This window comes from Dictyobacter halimunensis, assembly GCF_036245075.1.
In genome coordinates, this window is sequence record NZ_BSRI01000001.1 from 2,796,796 (window position 1) to 2,813,592 (window position 16,797).

Sequence of the window (16,797 nt, forward strand, 5' to 3'; positions counted from 1 at the left end):
GGGAATGCCCCTGCAAGCTTGCAGGGGCATTCCCCTTATTGCTTAAAATTTCCAGTCGGTGCGTGTACCCACAACCCCATACTCCCAGGTCATAACGTGTTTCACGTTGACCCGGTAGAGGTCGCAATTCTCATGGAAGACGGTATCTCGGGCGCCACTGTGAGGATCAACATACTTGTCATGATAGGCAACATCGACACGGTCGAGTTCTGCCTGATCGGTCACGATCTCCACCGGACCTTCGAGGATAATGACGTCATCGCCGTCACCAGCATGGACCACGGTCCATGGTTGACGGGCAAGATTTTTTGCCTTTTGTATATCACGGCTGGTGATAAAGTAGATGCTGGTACCATCCCAGACGAACCACACAGGAACAGCATGTGGACGACCATCGGGTCGCGTCGTACTGATCCAGATAGAGCGCAAGGCTTTGAGGGGAAGATCCACTTTGTTCCAGGGAATATGACCGGACATATATTTTTCTCCTTCTGATGGGCTTTATAGGGGTATCCACGTCATTAGAAGTCAAAAGCTATGATCCCTGTGATCATGTCTATGGCCTTGCGCATGCATGCGAAGCTATCCGAGCTGGCCATGCTCTTTCCGGATAACAACTCTACTGTATAACACCGGTGCAAGAATTGAGGGCCTTATTGATTGTGCTGTGCAAATAATGTGGTGTAAAGCGACGCTCTGAGATTAATCTCCACAAAAGTTTACATTTGCAATTGATGGTTTTACATGATGCATTTGATTCCACCCCTATCTGTACTATAAAACAATTGACAGATGTCAGGGTTAAGAGTAATATAGATTAATATTAATCTATATTACTCTTAACCTATACTGCGTGAGGCAGTGAGATCTGGGAGATATGTGATGTCGATCAAATATGTGATTCTGGGCTTTTTGAGCTGGCGCTCGCTGACTGGCTATGAGTTGAAGCAGCTGTTTGTGGAGTCGGCGACGCTGTTCTGGTCGGGGAATAGTAATCAGATCTATACGCCGCTGGCGGAATTGCATAAGGAGGGGCTGGTGTCTGTAGAGGTGCAGCCGCAGGGGACGCGGCCCCCGCGCAAGGTCTATAGTCTGACGCCAAAGGGATGGGATATGCTGAAGGGCTGGGTGTTATCACAGCCGGAAGCACCTGTGCAGAAGAATGCCTTTCTTCTGCAACTGGCCTGGGCAGATCAGCTTGCAGTTGAGGAATTGGATGATTTGTTGCAGAGCTATGAGGAGCGTTTGCAGATGCAGCTGCTGATCTTTCGCGAGCTGGCACAGCGTCAGCAAGCACCACAGAGAACGCCACGCGAAACCTTTCTCTGGCAGAGCATTGAGCGCAATTGGATCTCATTTTATGAAAGCGAATTGTACTGGACGCAGTCGGTACGCGCGCAACTGAACACAGAATTCAGAGAGGTATGATGATGGCTGATACACTGACGGCTATTCAGGGAGTGCGGATGCTTGCTTGCGCGCCAGATGGGGCGAAGCTGACCGGCGAACGTGAGGCCGTGGAGCTAATTGGCGAGACCATGTACCATGGCGTTGAGTGGATCCTTTTGCCGGTGGAGCGGCTTGATGATAATTTCTTCCAGCTCAAGAACCGGCTGGCGGGCCACATTATCCAGAAATTCGTGACCTATCGACGGCGACTCGTGATCCTGGGTGACATCACCAGCCAGATAGAACAGAGCAGCGCGCTCACAGCATTTATCTATGAGACCAATCGCGGCAACCAGGTCTGGTTTCTCAAGGATCTGGCGGAATTGACCGCGCGATTGGAAGATATGCAACCGCGTGAGCCGCAATAACTCTGCGGCAAGGGCCTCCCGCCAGCACTTGAACCAGCACTCAAGTGCTGGCGGGGGAGAAGGCCAGCTTCGTTTAAACATCGCCATCATAAGAGGATATTTTTAGTGCTCATCTTCGCGTGCGATGGTTACAAAGTTGCCGTATCCCTCCCCGGACTGCACACGATATTTTTGCGCCTCGATATATTCCGCATCCAGGCGCAGGTCAGTAAAGACCGCGAAGCTAGGCCAGCGCACAAAGATCACAATGTCCCAGGCGATAGCGCCAAGGAGATTGTGCTGTACGCTGGCGCGGAAGTAAGGCCGGGCGCCATGGGTGCGTACAATCTTGAGCGCATTGCGGTTATAGGCCGAGTGCGCCTGTTCTCCATGGGGTTGGTCATCGTTTTCACTGGCGGAATTAAATTTATATATGTTGATATAGTGGACAGGAGTCGTATAGAAGCCCTCATAGAGGGTCATCGCTTCCAGTTGTCCGCGTGTAGGATCGGCTCCCCCATCGGGATAGATGGAGAGTAGCTCCTCTACGAGCTGCTCTGGTGTCTTGCCGCTGACATTGGGCGTGGCGAAGTCGCTGGCGGGTCTCTCGCGGGTGAGCATGGGTAGTAGCGGCGGCAGCGTATCTTTAGCGATCAGCAGAATACTTCATCTTTGCTTGCTTATCTTTGATGAAGGATCATGGGCAGGCCATGCCTGGGGCGAAGTGTAATCAGCGGTTCCATCTCGACTTTTTGTCCTGGAGCCAGGCGCAGGCTCCATTTTGGGCCAGGGTGGCAAGAACCAGCTCTCCCTCCATCCAGGCAAACGGCTCACCGATGCAGAGGCGCGGCCCCCCTCCGAAAGGGAAGTAGGTGAATTTAGGTCGCTGCGCTCGCGCCTCGGCTGTCCAGCGCTCAGGATCGAAACGTTGCGGATCCGGGTACCAGCGGGCATCGTGATGGACGACATACTGGCTCGTGATAAGAAGGGAGTTCGCTGGCAGGGTAAAGGTGCCAACCTGGTAGATGTCGAGTGAACGGCGAGCTGTGACCCAGGCTGGTGGATAGAGACGCATAGCCTCGGTGAATACTTTTTCGAGGTAGGGTAGATTGGATATATCGTCAGGCGTTGGTGTGCGCCCCGCGAGAACAGTATCCAGTTCGCGCTGCAGCGTCTCCTCGACCTCAGGATACTGTGATAGGAGATACCACGTCCAGGCCAGCGCGTTGGCGGTTGTCTCATGTCCGGCCAGGAAGAGCGTCATGACCTCATCGCGCAACTGTTGATCGGTCATACCATCACCGCCGCCCTCCTCATCACGAGCGAGCAGGAGCATAGAGAGCAGATCGCCGTTGTCTTTCCCGCTGGCTCGTCGCTCATTGATCATGCGGTAGACAATCGTGTCCAGCTGGGCACGGGCTTCGGCCTGCTGCTTTTTGCGTGGCAGAGGGAGACTATTGAGGGCATGATCGAGTGGGCTGAAGCGATGGGCGGAGTTCAGACGCATCCAGGTTGTGAAGCTATTGTAGACGGTCTGCGTGTCCTGTTCGACCTCTGCGCCAAACATGGTTTTGCTAATGATTGAGAGCGTCAGCCCCATCATCTCCTGCGCGATATCTATCTGCTGCTTATCGTTCCAGCGCCCACTCATTTGTTGTGTATACTCGGTCATGACCTGGGCGTACGTCGTGATACGCTTGCGATGAAAGGCTGGCTGCATCATACGGCGCTGACGTTTGTGGAAATCTCCCTCGCTACGCAAGAGGCCATTACCACCAAGAGGCTGTTGTTGCAAGTTGGGCTTATGCATCTGTTGGTGGTGCACGACGAGCACATCACGAATGACGTCGGGATGGCTCAGGAGGTAGGCGTGTTGTTCCCCCAGCTTAATATGAACGATGTCGCCATAGGTCTGCGCTAACTCCTGGAGCGCGCTGATGGGATCACGCCTGAAACGGAGAAGGAAGCGCAGGTTCTCCATTGACTTTGGCCCTGGTACCATTGCTTGTACTATGTGCGTCATTGTGACACCTCGCTCATCGCTTGCGCCTTCTTTGCGGAAGGACGTGTGAATGGCTGCGGTGAAGAGAGGAGAAGGGTAAGCAGGACCACGCTGACGAGAAGAAACTCGCTCCAATGCGCGAACCGCCCCGGAACCTCGTGAGCCGGAGGCTTGGAGACAAACTCCAGGTAGAGCACCATGCCGGTGCGTAACCAATCCAGGAGGAGCGCGGGTACCACCAGGTGGCGCTCACGTAGAGAGATGAAGAGATACCAGAGACCAAAGGAGATCTGGGACACTCCATCAGTAGCGAGTAGAAAGATGATATTGGCACCATTTGTGCTCAGGTCCATTCCCGCGACGATACCGGCCCCGCTATCAGGCGCAAATGTGTGGAAACCACCTCGCACGATATCGATAATGCCCAGAAGGAGCAAGAGGAACCAGGCCTTATCCGCCACGAATGCCCCGATGCGTTCTCTGGAAGAGGATAACTGTCTCATGGAGACCTCATTTCTGCAATGAATTGTGCTTTTCTGAAGGAGGTAGGCGTGTTATGATAACCTCCTGAGAGAGTCCAGCTATGCACAATACTGATGTATGTGGCCCTATATTTAGGGTTATTCCCCTAAATATAAAATTAATTATAGGGTTATTCCCCTAAATTGTCAAGTTCGTTGAAGCGAGTAGTGGCATGCAGAAAATATCAAAGGGTCAAGAGGACCAGAGGAAGAAGCCCAGGACGCGTGACCGTATTTTACAGGCGGCTCGTGAGCTGTTTAATAAGCAGGGAGAAGCCAGGGTCACGCTAGCACATATTGGCGAGTATATGGGAATAAGCGAAGGGAATGTCTGGTATCACTTTCATACCAAGCAAGATGTGATTTATGCCTTGTTTATGGAGTTACAGGTACAGATTCGGGCCAACCAGCAACTGGATCTGGGTGGAGGAGCGGAAATCGAGCAGTTACAGAATCTGGTTGCACGAGCTTTTCATCTCATGTGGGAGTATCGTTTCTTGTTTCGCGACCACATCAATTGGGCTGCGGGTCAACCCGAAATATACGAGCAAATCGTCGCGTTGACGAATCAGGGCTGTGTTTTTGTAGAGCACGTACTTGAGCAGATGCGGCAGCGTAACCTCATCGAGCTGAAGCCACAAGAGGCACCTATTCTCGCCACCAATATCTGGATTGTTTGCCGATACTGGATTGATTACTGCCAGGCGCGCAGCGATCGCCAACAGATTACTGAGCAACGGGTCCAGGAGGGAATACAACAGGTACGGGCCCTTATCCTACCGTATATGACTCCGCTAGGGCATCGGCAATTTAACATTCAGTCCTAAGTTGAGCTACTTTTCATGCGCAGCCGCTCTGTCGAGCCAGGGGATTAGCCCGGCAGAGCGGAGCTTAGCTTATTCGGATACTTGTCGTATTAATCGCTGATATGGTCAAATGCGATCTGCAAGTGCTCCGGGCCACGCAGGGCAGCATTCCTTCGATAAGGGGGCGGGTCAGTGACCAATCGCGGAGCCTGGAGTCGCCGCGTGAGCGCCTTCAAGGCAGGCACCACTTCACGCCGAGCCAGCGGCGCTCCAACACAGTAGTGGTCTCCACCGCCAAAGCCAAGATGCTCGTTGTCGTCCCGCTCGGGCCAGAAACGATCGGGATCGACGAAGCGAGCAGGATCGCGGCTGCCCGACGCAAGCAACAGGACAACCCTGGCTCCCTTTGGGATGGTTACCCCGGCGATCGGAATATCGGTAAGCGTTGTGCGTGTGCGAAACTGCACCGGTGGCTCGTAACGCAGGACCTCTTCTACCGCCGGGATCATCAGATCCGGATTGCGACGCAGGCGATCGAACACATCTGGATGACGCAGCAGCGTCAACATACTGTTCGTAATCAGATTGACAGTCGTCTCATGGCCGGCGATGAGCAGCAATTGCATCGTGGCCAGCCGATCCGGATCAGACAAGCGCCCATCCGGGTCATCTCCAGCCACCAGGGCGGAGAACAAATCATTCTGAGGGCGCGCGCGGCGGGCCTCGCTGAGCTGTTTCATATATTCTAGCAGCTGTGTGCGGCTTTGCATTGCCTGCTGAATCTCCGCCTCACTCAAGCTTTCTGTCGGATCAAGTGTACGTACCAGGGCTGATGACCAGCCACGAAAGCGTGGTTCATCCTCGGGCGGCACTCCGAGCAAGCGGCAGATGACCATGACCGGCAGCGGATATGCAAAATCCTGGACCACATCGAGCTGTTTCTCTTGTTTCCTGGCATCGAGCAAAGCATTGACGGTCTGTTCGATGTACTCTTGCATGTCCGCAATCCGTTGCGGGGTAAACTGATGCATGAGCAAACGGCGGAGCCGGGTATGCTCAGGGGGATCGGTAAAAATGAATGCTGGCGTAGCAGATGCTGCCGTCTCAGTCTGAGTTCTCGCCGGGTGCGTGCCTTTGCGCTCGTCTGAACTGATCCGTGGATCGTGGAGTAGCAAGCTGATCTCTCGGTACGTGCTGACGACATATGTTCCATCCTCTTGCACCGAGATCGGCTTCTCACGCAAGCGAGCATAGAGCGGATAGGGATTGGCCCGACTGGTCGGATCGAGCACCTGGGCAAACAGCTTCTCCGGGGGAATCATAGTTGTCTGAGTCATGAGCGCATTCCTCCTGTGGGCACTGCTTGCATCAGGGATCCCTTCTCCGTGCTGATCTCGTTCGCATGCAGTGTCACAAGGGGTGGCGCGCCGAGCGGGATACGTGGATCCAAAAGCTTGAGTGCCTCTCCCTCAACCCACCGTTCCGGCGTGTTTGGGCCAGCCCCAGTGGGTGCCGCACCAGGATCATGCGTGGGCTGTCCGCGTTTCGGGAAGCCAGCCGGTATTGGTTGTAGCTCGCCTGGTCCGTCAGAGGCATGCAACTCTGGTGGGAACGACGCACGGGCCTCGATCAGCGATTGGTAAGCTGGTAAGAGCCTGGGCGCGTTGGCCGCCACAGCCGCGACGATGCGGCCCTGGTGGCCGTATACAGCGACCAGACGATGCTCCTCAGAGGATACCTGGGTGAGAACGACCGTATCAGCAAAGGGAGGCACACCAATCGCCTTGATATTGGTTCCGAACTGGTTGGACCAGAAGGAAGGCAGATGCTTATGTGCACGGCGCGTCACCGCAGTGGCCAGCATGTTATGCGCTGCGGTCTCCGCCTGGGTGACCGCGTTGCTCCAATGCTCGACCACCAACAACTCACCGTTATAGAGTGGGTGAGGCCAGCGCGCGACATCCCCCGCGACGAATATATCATCGGTGACCACCCCATCGGCATTGAATGCACGACAGGCGGCGTCGCACACCACGCCACGCCCGTCAGCAGCCAGTCCCGCGCCCTGTAACCACTCCGTATTGCGCAGGGAACCTAAGGCCACCACGGCTACGTCCACGTCGAGTTCGTCTCCATCAGAGAGCTGAGCGCGGCGCAGCTTCTTGTGGGCATCGCCTTCCAGAGCCAGAACCGTGGTGTTGCAGCGCAGATCCACCCCGTGCCGTCGCTGTAAAGACGCGGCGAAGCTTCCGGTTGCCTGTCCAAGGGCACCGGCCAGGGGTGTTGCGCTGCGCTCCGTGACGGTGACCTGCAGACCACGTTCGCGGCAGACGGAAGCCACCTCAGAGCCAGTGAAGCCAGCACCAATGACCAGCACCCGTTTGGGCCCCGCCGCCAGATGGGCATGGAGTTGGGCGGCATCGTCACGGGTGCGTATAGTTAACACCCCGTCAAGGGCCGCTTGCTCTCTGTCAGGCCAGGGACGTGCCCTGGTGCCAGTGGTGATCAACAGGCGATCGAAGGGGACCGGGGCCCCATCGGCGAGCTGCACCTGCCGGTTGGGCAGATCGAGCCCCACCGCCGGGGCACCCACGAGCCATTTGGCCGCGATATCTCGTTGCCGGGGCAAGGTGGTATGCTCCTCCGAGATCCATCCCTCTTGCACCGATTTGGACAAGGGTGGGCGATCATAGGGTTCGTAGGGTTCATCACCAATCAGGGTCAGCTGGCCCCTAAAGCCTTCTGCACGTAGGGCCTCTGCCGCGCGCAAACCGGCCAGGGAGGCCCCAACGATCACCACTCGGCCATCGGTGGAACCATTCCATAGAGGGGGAGGGCTGCTCATCATACCTTCCCTCCAACACGCTCTGGATGAGAAACTGTCTCAGATTGCTCATCCAGGTAATCTAGCATAATGGCGTGGACAGGGCAGGCCGCCGCAGCCCATCTGACTTGCTCACGCACCTGGTCATCAGGAGTATAGTCATATTCGAGGGCTTCTTCACCATGGAAACGGAAGGCTTTCGGTGCCAAAAATACACACTGCCCATAGCTCTGACAGCGCGTCAAATCAACCACTATTCTCATGTGAACGCTCCTTTCATGTCTCTGGAATTTCCCAATGTTGTACGCACGAAAAGTTGAACTGGCCATAATGCAAACGGGCTCCTCCGCAGTTATGTGCAGTTGAGAGATTATCGGCCCTGGGAGTTCCTCGACTGTGAAGCCCTCTCTACTAGAATGACGCCTGGTGATGCAGACGGTATACAACAACCGGCCTCTATTGATTATCTCAATGGATATATTGCTATCCCCGCAAATGCGTGAAGGTAGATGTGGACTTGACCTGCTTTAGGGAAAATTAAAGGAGTGTATTAGAAAGGCCGTAGAGCTATGCTGCCTGGGATGGGAACGTTCTCGTATTGGAGAACATTCCCACTCGTGAGGGAGCTTCTTCGTGTTTTATCCCTGTCGGATGGGGAGGACGGCCTGCAGGGCCTCGATGTAGCGATCGGCCGAGCGGATGACGGCGTTGTGGGCATCTTCGTGGACGATGGTTTCAAACCAGGCGCCGTAGATGCGGTCGAAGGTGTAGGGCTTGATGGCGTCGCGGATGCGGGCCACCTCGGTGGCCGGCAATGGGATCAGATTGGGATAACTATACATGAAGCTGACCCAGCGACGATCGACAACCACGGTGATGATGTCTCCGGTGAGCAGGGCACCCTTGCCGTCAGCGCCCTGCGGCCAGTGCAGGACGGTCCCACCTGGGAAGTGGCCGCCCAGGCGCACCAGCGTGATGTCTCCCGGCAACTGCTGCGTCTCGCCGCTCCAGAAGACAATGCGCTCGTCGGGACGCATCACCCATTGCCGGTCATCCTCGTGCAGGTAGATGGTGGCGTCGAAGCGTTCTGCCCACTGGACCATAGTTGAATAGTAGTGCGGGTGGGAGATGGCGATGGCCGAGATGCCACCCAGTTTCTTCACGGCCTCGTAGGTCTCGTCGTCCAGGTAGGTGATGCAGTCCCACAGCACGTTGCCCTGCTCACTGCGCACCAGCAGGCCGCGCTGGCCGATGGCGAACTTCGGCGTGGTCCCGATCCCCACCAGCCCCGGCTCGTGCTGCTTGATAGTGTTGCTATATTCGCCACCGCCGCGCATCTCCTCCAGCGTTGTCCACTGCTGTCCCTGCGGTCCCACGTACTGGCGCTGGTCCAGGCAGATCGGACAGGACTCCGGCTTTTCCTCACTGGAGGCGAACTGTGTGCCACATGTGACACAGATCCAATGTTGCATTGCTAAAAGCTTCCTTCCTCAATTCATAACAAAGGCTCTGACATCATTGTTGCACATTCTGGATAGTTTATAAAATATACAGTGGTTCCCGTTGTCGGATCCATCCGCATAAAACGTGCCCAGCAATAAAGCAAAACAGAGGCGGGTGAGCCTGAGAAGCAAATCATCCCGCCCTTGAGCCCATTTATCACGAGCTTTTCTTTTCCGCTTCCGCCATTTTCTGGCGCAGGCTTAATGGACGCATATCGGTCCAGACCTCCTTGATGTATGCCAGGCATTCAGATTTGGAGCCTGACTTACCCACCTCTTTCCAGCCCAGCGGCAGGTCGCGATCCGCGAACCAGATCGAGTACTGTTCTTCGTGATTGACAACGACCGTATAGGTTCTGGTATCTTCCTGTTCATCTCTAGTTGTCATGGCAATTTCCTCCTTGATGAAAAAAATCGATGGCGTTAAATTGTCTACCTTGTAGGGTTGGTAGTGATAGCCTTAGCATATAGCATTACTTCTTTTTCGCTGCATTGAGCGAGCTCAGGCGCTGGGCTGTACGAGTAAGGCGTACGGGGCTGGCTTTTTTGCGTTTGGCCTCCTGTTCACTCTGCCGCTCGATGGCTCCGGCAAGGCCGCTAATGGTTGGATCTTCAAAGAGCGTACGCAGTGGCAGTTCTACTTTTAACGTTTCCGCGATGCGGATCATAAGCTGTGTACCCAGCAAAGAATGTCCGCCCAGTTGAAAGAAGTTCCAGTTTGTGCTGACCTGATCGATGCCAAGCAACTGCGTCCATAGCTGTACCAGAACTTCTTCGACGTGATTGATCGGTAGAACAAACTCGGACTGTCCCTCTTGCTCGACATCTGGGGCAGGGAGGACACGCCGATCAATTTTGCCGTTTGGCGTGAGCGGCCACTCGTCCAGCATGATGAAGGCCGAGGGAACCATATAGGTGGGTAGCTCGCGTTGGAGATGCTGCCTGACCTCCGCTACCGTGAGCGCTGCTGTCGTTTGCAGATAGGCGACGATCCGCTGGTCATGGCTTTGATTCTCATGCACCGTAACGACAGCCTGCTTGACGGTGGGGAGGCGCTCCAGGCAGGCTTCGATCTCGCCCAGTTCGATGCGATGCCCGCGAACTTTTACCTGGAAGTCCGCGCGCCCCAGATATTCTAGCTGGTGATCATAGCGATAGCGCACCACATCACCGGTCTTGTACATCCTGGCGCCGGGCCGTCCAGTAAAGGGATCGGGCAGAAATGACGTGGCGGTCAACGCTGGCCGATGGTGATAGCCGTGCGCAATGCCCTCGCCGCCAATATACAGCTCTCCAGGAACGCCGATGGGCACGAGCTGTAATTGTTTATCCAGCACATAGAGGGATACGTTATCCATGGGTTGACCAAGGGAAATATGCTGTGTTTCTGCCTCGATCTGGCACAGCGTGGCCCAGATCGTCGCTTCGGTCGGACCATATACATTCCAGAGCTCTCTGCCGCGCCGGGCCAGCTGTTGGGCCAGATCAAGGGGGAGGGCCTCGCCGCCACACAGCAGCGTCGCGGTCGGTTTGCCCTGCCATCCGGCCGCGATCAACATGTGCCAGGTAGATGGTGTGGCCTGCATCAGCGTGATATCGCTTTGATCGATGAGCTTGACCAGCAGGCGCCCATCAGTAGCTTCCTGGCGTCTAATCAGCTTAATACAGGCGCCGGAGCTTAGCGGGAGAAAGAGCTCAAGCGCGGAAATATCAAACGAAAGGCTACTGATCGCCATCACCATGTCGTGTTCGGTGAGCTGAAATTTCTTTTGCATATAGTCCAGGAAATTGTTCAAGGCTGAATGTGGAATCGACACCCCCTTGGGCGTCCCGGTTGATCCTGATGTATAGATGAGGTAGGCAGGCTGCTCAGCCGCGACCTGGAGGTTCAGATTATCCCTGGCTTCTTGCTCGATGGCCGCGTTCTCTTGATCCAGGCACAGGTTGCGTGTGCCGGTAAACTGGAAGCGTTCCTGGAGGGCCTGGCGGGTAATAAGCATGGCGATGTTGGCATCCTGAATGATGAACTTCAGGCGGCTCTCTGGATAGTCGGGATCGAGCGGAATGTAGGTGGCGCCCGCTTTCAGAATCGCGAGAATGGCGACCAGCATATCGGCGGAACGTTCAAGGCAGATGCCGATAGAGGCTCCTGGGTGAATTCCTCTGTGCTGCAGCAGGCGCGCCAGCTGGTTCGCCTGTTGGTTAAGTTCCTGGTAGGCCAGCTGTTTCTCCCCAACCTGAATAGCGGGCCGCAGAGGAACGCGCTCAGCCTGCGCCTCAAATAGATGGTGTATATGTCGCTCGCGAGGATATGTTGTGGGTGGAGCATTAAAGGTCGCGACTAACTGCTGCTGTTCTTGTGCGCTCAGTAAGGGGAGGCGCGAAATAGGGAGATGTTCGTTGGCGACGATCCCTTCAAGCAGCGTCTGCAGTTGATGAGCCATGCGCTGAATCGTTGCCGACTCAAACAGATCCGTATTGTATTCCAGGTATGCGTGCAGCGTGCCATCGCCCTGCCAGAAAGTTAAGGTGAGGTCAAACTTGGCCGTCTCCACCGGCGCCTGTAGTACCTTAAGGGTCAGGTCGGCCAACGTAAAGGCGTCAGACGGTGTATTTTGTACGATAAACATCACCTGAAATAAGGGGTTGTAGCTCAGATTGCGTTCGGGCTTGAGTTCTTCCACCAACCGTTCCAGGGGCAGGTCCTGATTGCTATAAGCATCCAGCGTCGCCTGACGAACGCGAGTGAGCAATTCGTGAAATGAAGGATCGTTGGCTAGATTGCCACGTAGGACGAGGGTATTGGTGAAGAGCCCAATAATCCCTTCCAGATCCATACGCGTCCGACCAGCGATGGGCGTGCCGATCAAAATATCATCTTGCCCACTGTAGCGGAATAGTAAGATCTGGAAGGCCGCCAGCAGCGTCATATAGAGGGTGGTACGATTGCGATGGCCCAGGGCCTCTATCTGGCTGCTCAATGCTGGTGACAAAGCAAAGTTGTGCCTGCATCCCTGAAAGGTCTGGACGGCGGGTCGCACGTGGTCCGTTGGCAGGTCCAGGAGCGCCGGCGCGCCGGAAAGTGTCTCTTTCCAGTATGTGAGCTGTTCGTCAAGCTCACCGCTGGCCAGCCAGTCGCGCTGCCAGACCGCGTAGTCGGCGTATTGGATGGTCAGCTCTGGCAGCTCGGCGGGATGCTGTTGCACGGTGGCGTTATAGTATGCGCACAGTTCCTGAAAAAAGATCGGCAGGGACCACCCATCGGCGATGATGTGATGGATAGCCACCAGCAAGACCGAGAAGGTGGGCTGAAACTGCAGCAGGGTCGCGTGCAGCAGCGGCCCCCGATCAAGCTTAAACTCCCTTTTACTGGCCTTCCTCATCCAGGACTGTATTTCGCTCGTGCGCTGCTCAAGCGTGACCGCGTGCAGATCGATCCGCTCTATATCGATCTCCTGCTCGGCACTGATTGATTGCATGAGTTGTCCATCGAGCATGATCAGCGATGTACGCAGGGTCTCATGGCGCCGCACCAGGGCATTGAGGCTGGCTGTGAGCGCCGCGACATCCAGTGGACCCGTTAATTCGAGTGTCACGAGCAGATTATACGCGGTATTTTCCGGTTCCAGTTGATTGAGCAGCCAGAGTCGTTCCTGGGCGAATGAGGCCGGGAAAAGATAGGTCTGTTCCTCCTCATCGGGGGACAACTCTACCGGATCTTCAGCCAGCGCCATATCCTGCTCCACGCCAGGAACCTGCTCATCGTTGGTATTTAGCATCGTCATATCCTCATCAATTGCTATAAGCTTTTTGGCTTTTATAGAAGATCGAAAAATTATGCTTCGACATCCTTCTTTCTTGCGTGGGCGATACGTGCTAGCGGCTTTAAGACTGGCTGAGACGAAGACGTCTTTGTATGCTGTGATTGCTCGATAGCACTGGCCAGCCCGGCAAGCGTTGGTGCTTCAAACAGGGTACGCAGCGTGATCGTGACCTGGAATGTTCTCTGCACCCTTGCCAGCAGCCGGGTGGCCAGAATTGAGTGCCCTCCAAGCTCGAAGAAGTTTGCATCTCGATCCAGTTGTTGTATCTGCAATATCTCTGACCAGAGCGGTGCGAGCTGTGTCTCAAGTTCGCTCTGTGGACCCTGTCCGGTTGGATTCACCGGATGCTCTGGCACCGGGAGGGCGCGCAGATCCAGTTTCGCGTTGGGCGTCCGTGGCAGGCGCGTGAGCAGCATAAACGCGGAAGGAACCATGTAGATCGGCAGCTGTTGCGCCAGGAAGGCGCGTAGTGACTGGATGGAGATCTGAGCATCCTGTGTGCTGGTAGCAACGACGTAGGCGACAAGGCGTTTCTCCCCTGGTGTATCCTCGCGCAGGAGGACCTTGACCTCAGCGACACCGGGAAACTGCAGGATCGCGGCTTCGATCTCGCCCGGCTCGATCCTGAAGCCTCGTAGCTTGATCTGTCCGTCGCGGCGACCAGCAAATTCGACATTGCCATCAGGGAGGTAGCGACCGAGATCACCACTGCGATAGCAGCGGCCACTGGCCGTGTCCGCGACGATATCCTGCTGGAAACGCTGCGCCGTAAGCTCTGGTTGCTCAAGGTAGCCGGCGGCAAGATGAGGACTATGGAAAACAATTTCACCTGACTCACCGATCCCCGCCAGCTGTCGGCTTTTGTTCAGGATCAGCAACTGAACATCTGGTATCCCTTTCCCCAGTGGTATAACCTCTTTTCCTATAGCGGCAAGGGGATCAGGTTGGCCTACTTGCGCGGGCGGCAGGACAAAATAGCCCAGGGATCGCTGTGTCTCGGTTGAGCCATAGAAATTGACCACCGTTGCTCGCGGGGCAAAGGCGCGCAGCTGTGACACATGCCGCCTGGTAAGTACATCCCCTACAAAGAAGGCATAGCGCAACGCCGAAGATGCCTCGAAGGGAACCTGCTCAGTCCCCAGGTCGTCTGTTTGCGCAAGGAGCTGCAAGGTCGAAGGAGTCAGGCTGGTAATCGAGATGCGGTGTTGCCGCATCCAGCTGGCCAGCCAGCCGGGCTCCGCCACCTGCTCGAGCGAGGCTATGTAGAGCGTTCCGCCGGTTGCCAGGGCCGTAAATATTTCTCGCTGTAGTGGATCGTGAGCCACACCTGAGAGCATGCTATGATGGTCAGCATGGCTGAACCCAAAGCGTTGCTGCTGCCAGGGGAGGAAGTGGGAGAGCGGCCCGTGGCGCTGCATAACGCCTTTGGGTTGACCTGTGGAGCCCGAAGTAAAGGTAATAAACGCGATGTCGTCTGGCTGGATGGTATGGAGGGGCTGCCAGATGAGATTATCCGCAGCCTCAAGCCAGCCCTGATCCAGGTGGGGCGATAAACGCAGGTGTGGTACCGTGTCAGGCAGGGCCATGCGTTCGCCTTCTTCGTCGTCCTGCTCCGCCACGACGAGCGAAGAGCGGATATGAGCTAGCCTGGCGTAGAGTGATCTCCTTTCAATGGGATAGGCAGGATCGAGCAGTAGTACTGTGGCTCCGACCTTTAGAATGCCCAGCAGGGCACAGACAAGGGCCGCGCCGCGTGTGCCTGTCAATCCCACAACATCGCCCCGGCCGATGTGCTGGCGCTGCAAATAGTGTCCCAGACGATTACTATAGAGCTCCAACTGCCGATAGGTTACCTGGTGTTCCTCGTCGACGAGCGCCAGGTGGGAAGGGTTGTGTCGCGCCTGGTGATCGATGAGATCATAAATAGGGCCCTCCCAACGTGTGGAGAGTGGCGCGGCCGGATCTGGTAAGAGTGTACGGGCATGCTCGGTCACCAGAGAATACGAAAAGATATTCCTATCGTGTTGCATGGCCTGACGAGCGAGCAATTCGTATTGTCGTAAGAAATCTTCCATACGCGCGCGATCAAACAGATCCATATTATAGATAAGATCAAGTTGAATCGTATCGGCGGTATCATTGACGAAGAGGGTCAGATCAAACTTTGATCCCACTTCCTGCGGCCAGGAAGTAGTGACCTGTAAGCCCGGCCAGCTACTTTCTTGCGTGGGCAGGTTGACCATATTAAATAAGACCTGGAAGAGGGGTGAATGACTCAGGCTGCGCTGCGGATTAAGCTCTTCAAGCAGATGATCTAAAGAGACATCCTGGTGTGTGTAGGCTTCCAGTAGCGTCTCGCGTACCTGGTGAAGAAACGCGCGAAAGGTGGGTTGCTGAGAGAGATCGGCCCGTATGACCAGGGTATTGACAAAGAAACCGATCAATGACTCTATATCGGCCCGATTGCGATTGGCGATGGGCGTGCCGACTAGCAGCTTATCCTGTCCCGCGTAGCGTGCCAGCACGATCTGGAACAGGGCCAACAACGTCATAAAGAGTGTCGCACCCTCTTGCTGGCTGTATGCGCGTAGCTGGCGCGAAAGCTCTGCCGGGAGATGGGCATGCAGCATGCCGCCGCGATAGCTCTGGATGGCGGGCCGTACGCGGTCGGTCGGCAGCTCAAGTACGGTTGGTGTATCTTGTAAGGCACGCTTCCAGTATGCAACCTGCTCCTGACCAGCAGGCCCCTCCAGCCATTTACGCTGCCAGACGGCGTAGTCGGCATACTGGAGTGGTAGCGGTGGAAGACCAGGCTCCCTCCCTTCAATGCGGGTGGTATAAAATTGAGCTAGCTCGTTCAGGAAAATGTTGAGGGACCAGCCATCAAAAACGATATGGTGAACATTGAGTAGCAGCACAAAGTCCTGCTCGGAAGCGTGGAGCAATGTGCAGCGTATGAGTGGGCCATGACTCAATTGGAAAGAATATTTCATCTCCTCATTCGCCATGCGCTGGATGGTCTCTTCGCGCTCGGATGGGGATAAGTGGCGCAGATCGATCAATGGCAGGGGCACGTCCTGTGTCGGCACAACAACCTGAACGGGCTCATCGCGTAGCAGCCTGAACGTGGTGCGCAGATCTTCATGGCGCTCCACGATAAAGCGCAGCCCCTCATGCAGCGTATCTATATGTAATGTGCCATGGAAGGCAATGCTAGAAACGATATTATAGCTAGGATTCCCAGGCTCCAGTTGGTCCAGCAGCCAGAGCCTTTGTTGGGCAAAAGATAGGGGAAACGTGTGTACCTGTTTCTCCTTGTGCTTTAATTGTTGGGCCAATAAAGCGCGCTTTTCTGGCGAAAGCTCGGCAAGCCTTTGAGAAAGATCTGTCATTGGTTGTCCCTACTCCCCCGCCATGCTGGCACCCCTGCGATACTACCTATTCTCCCGCGCTGGAGATAGCATAAAACGTGCTTCATATGTACATATACAGCCTTTCTTGAAGTGGGACCCTGGACCGGAC

The 16,797-nt window shown here is 55.5% G+C and carries 14 protein-coding genes; 3 read left to right on the forward strand and 11 right to left on the reverse strand.

Annotated features, from left to right (window positions below):
* Positions 1–42: 42 nt before the first annotated feature.
* Positions 43–477 (reverse strand): pyridoxamine 5'-phosphate oxidase family protein, encoded by a 435-nt coding sequence (locus AABA21_RS11445; protein WP_338249941.1) that lies wholly within the window; start codon positions 475–477, stop codon positions 43–45.
* A gap of 405 nt (positions 478–882) precedes the next feature.
* On the opposite strand from AABA21_RS11445, the gene AABA21_RS11450 reads away from it, so the two are divergent.
* Both AABA21_RS11450 and AABA21_RS11455 read left to right on the forward strand, forming a co-directional pair.
* Complete coding sequence (locus tag AABA21_RS11450; protein WP_338249943.1) at positions 883–1,428, forward strand: helix-turn-helix transcriptional regulator; 546 nt, start codon at positions 883–885, stop codon at positions 1,426–1,428.
* On the forward strand, positions 1,425–1,817 hold the full coding sequence (locus AABA21_RS11455) for a DUF4180 domain-containing protein (RefSeq protein WP_338249945.1): 393 nt from the start codon (positions 1,425–1,427) through the stop codon (positions 1,815–1,817). The genes AABA21_RS11450 and AABA21_RS11455 overlap by 4 nt, the downstream gene beginning before the upstream one ends.
* A 102-nt stretch (positions 1,818–1,919) precedes the next feature.
* Here the strand turns inward: AABA21_RS11455 and AABA21_RS11460 are convergent, their stop codons facing one another.
* The 3 genes from AABA21_RS11460 to AABA21_RS11470 all read right to left on the reverse strand — a co-directional run bounded on the left by AABA21_RS11460 (position 1,920) and on the right by AABA21_RS11470 (position 4,301).
* On the reverse strand, positions 1,920–2,417 hold the full coding sequence (locus AABA21_RS11460; RefSeq protein ID WP_338249947.1) for a DUF1330 domain-containing protein: 498 nt from the start codon (positions 2,415–2,417) through the stop codon (positions 1,920–1,922).
* A gap of 109 nt (positions 2,418–2,526) precedes the next feature.
* Entirely contained in the window at positions 2,527–3,819 is a 1,293-nt protein-coding gene (locus AABA21_RS11465) for a cytochrome P450 (RefSeq protein WP_338249949.1), read from the reverse strand.
* The gene (locus AABA21_RS11470; RefSeq protein ID WP_338249951.1) at positions 3,816–4,301 is read right to left on the reverse strand and encodes a hypothetical protein; all 486 of its coding nucleotides are present in this window, start codon (positions 4,299–4,301) and stop codon (positions 3,816–3,818) included. The genes AABA21_RS11465 and AABA21_RS11470 overlap by 4 nt, the downstream gene beginning before the upstream one ends.
* Before the next feature lie 191 nt (positions 4,302–4,492).
* Between AABA21_RS11470 and AABA21_RS11475 the strand changes: the two genes are divergently transcribed.
* The gene (locus AABA21_RS11475) at positions 4,493–5,146 is read left to right on the forward strand and encodes a TetR/AcrR family transcriptional regulator (protein WP_338249953.1); all 654 of its coding nucleotides are present in this window, start codon (positions 4,493–4,495) and stop codon (positions 5,144–5,146) included.
* A gap of 89 nt (positions 5,147–5,235) precedes the next feature.
* On the opposite strand, the gene AABA21_RS11480 is transcribed toward AABA21_RS11475, so the two are convergent.
* The 7 genes from AABA21_RS11480 to AABA21_RS11510 form a co-directional block, all read right to left on the reverse strand.
* Complete coding sequence (locus AABA21_RS11480) at positions 5,236–6,462, reverse strand: cytochrome P450 (protein ID WP_338249956.1); 1,227 nt, start codon at positions 6,460–6,462, stop codon at positions 5,236–5,238.
* Positions 6,459–7,973, reverse strand: coding sequence for an NAD(P)/FAD-dependent oxidoreductase (locus AABA21_RS11485; RefSeq protein ID WP_338249959.1), 1,515 nt, complete (start codon positions 7,971–7,973; stop codon positions 6,459–6,461). The genes AABA21_RS11480 and AABA21_RS11485 overlap by 4 nt, the downstream gene beginning before the upstream one ends.
* Positions 7,970–8,212, reverse strand: a complete 243-nt coding sequence (locus tag AABA21_RS11490; protein ID WP_338249961.1) for a ferredoxin — start codon at positions 8,210–8,212, stop codon at positions 7,970–7,972. Before AABA21_RS11490 ends, AABA21_RS11485 begins: the two co-directional genes overlap by 4 nt.
* A 375-nt stretch (positions 8,213–8,587) precedes the next feature.
* The gene (locus AABA21_RS11495) at positions 8,588–9,421 is read right to left on the reverse strand and encodes an MBL fold metallo-hydrolase (protein WP_338249963.1); all 834 of its coding nucleotides are present in this window, start codon (positions 9,419–9,421) and stop codon (positions 8,588–8,590) included.
* A gap of 187 nt (positions 9,422–9,608) precedes the next feature.
* Positions 9,609–9,839, reverse strand: coding sequence for an MbtH family protein (locus AABA21_RS11500; protein ID WP_338249965.1), 231 nt, complete (start codon positions 9,837–9,839; stop codon positions 9,609–9,611).
* 85 nt (positions 9,840–9,924) lie between these two features.
* A complete protein-coding gene (locus AABA21_RS11505) occupies positions 9,925–13,230 on the reverse strand; it encodes a non-ribosomal peptide synthetase (protein ID WP_338249967.1) in 3,306 nt (1,101 codons plus the stop codon).
* A gap of 56 nt (positions 13,231–13,286) precedes the next feature.
* Positions 13,287–16,667, reverse strand: coding sequence for an amino acid adenylation domain-containing protein (locus tag AABA21_RS11510; protein WP_338249969.1), 3,381 nt, complete (start codon positions 16,665–16,667; stop codon positions 13,287–13,289).
* Positions 16,668–16,797: the final 130 nt, after the last annotated feature.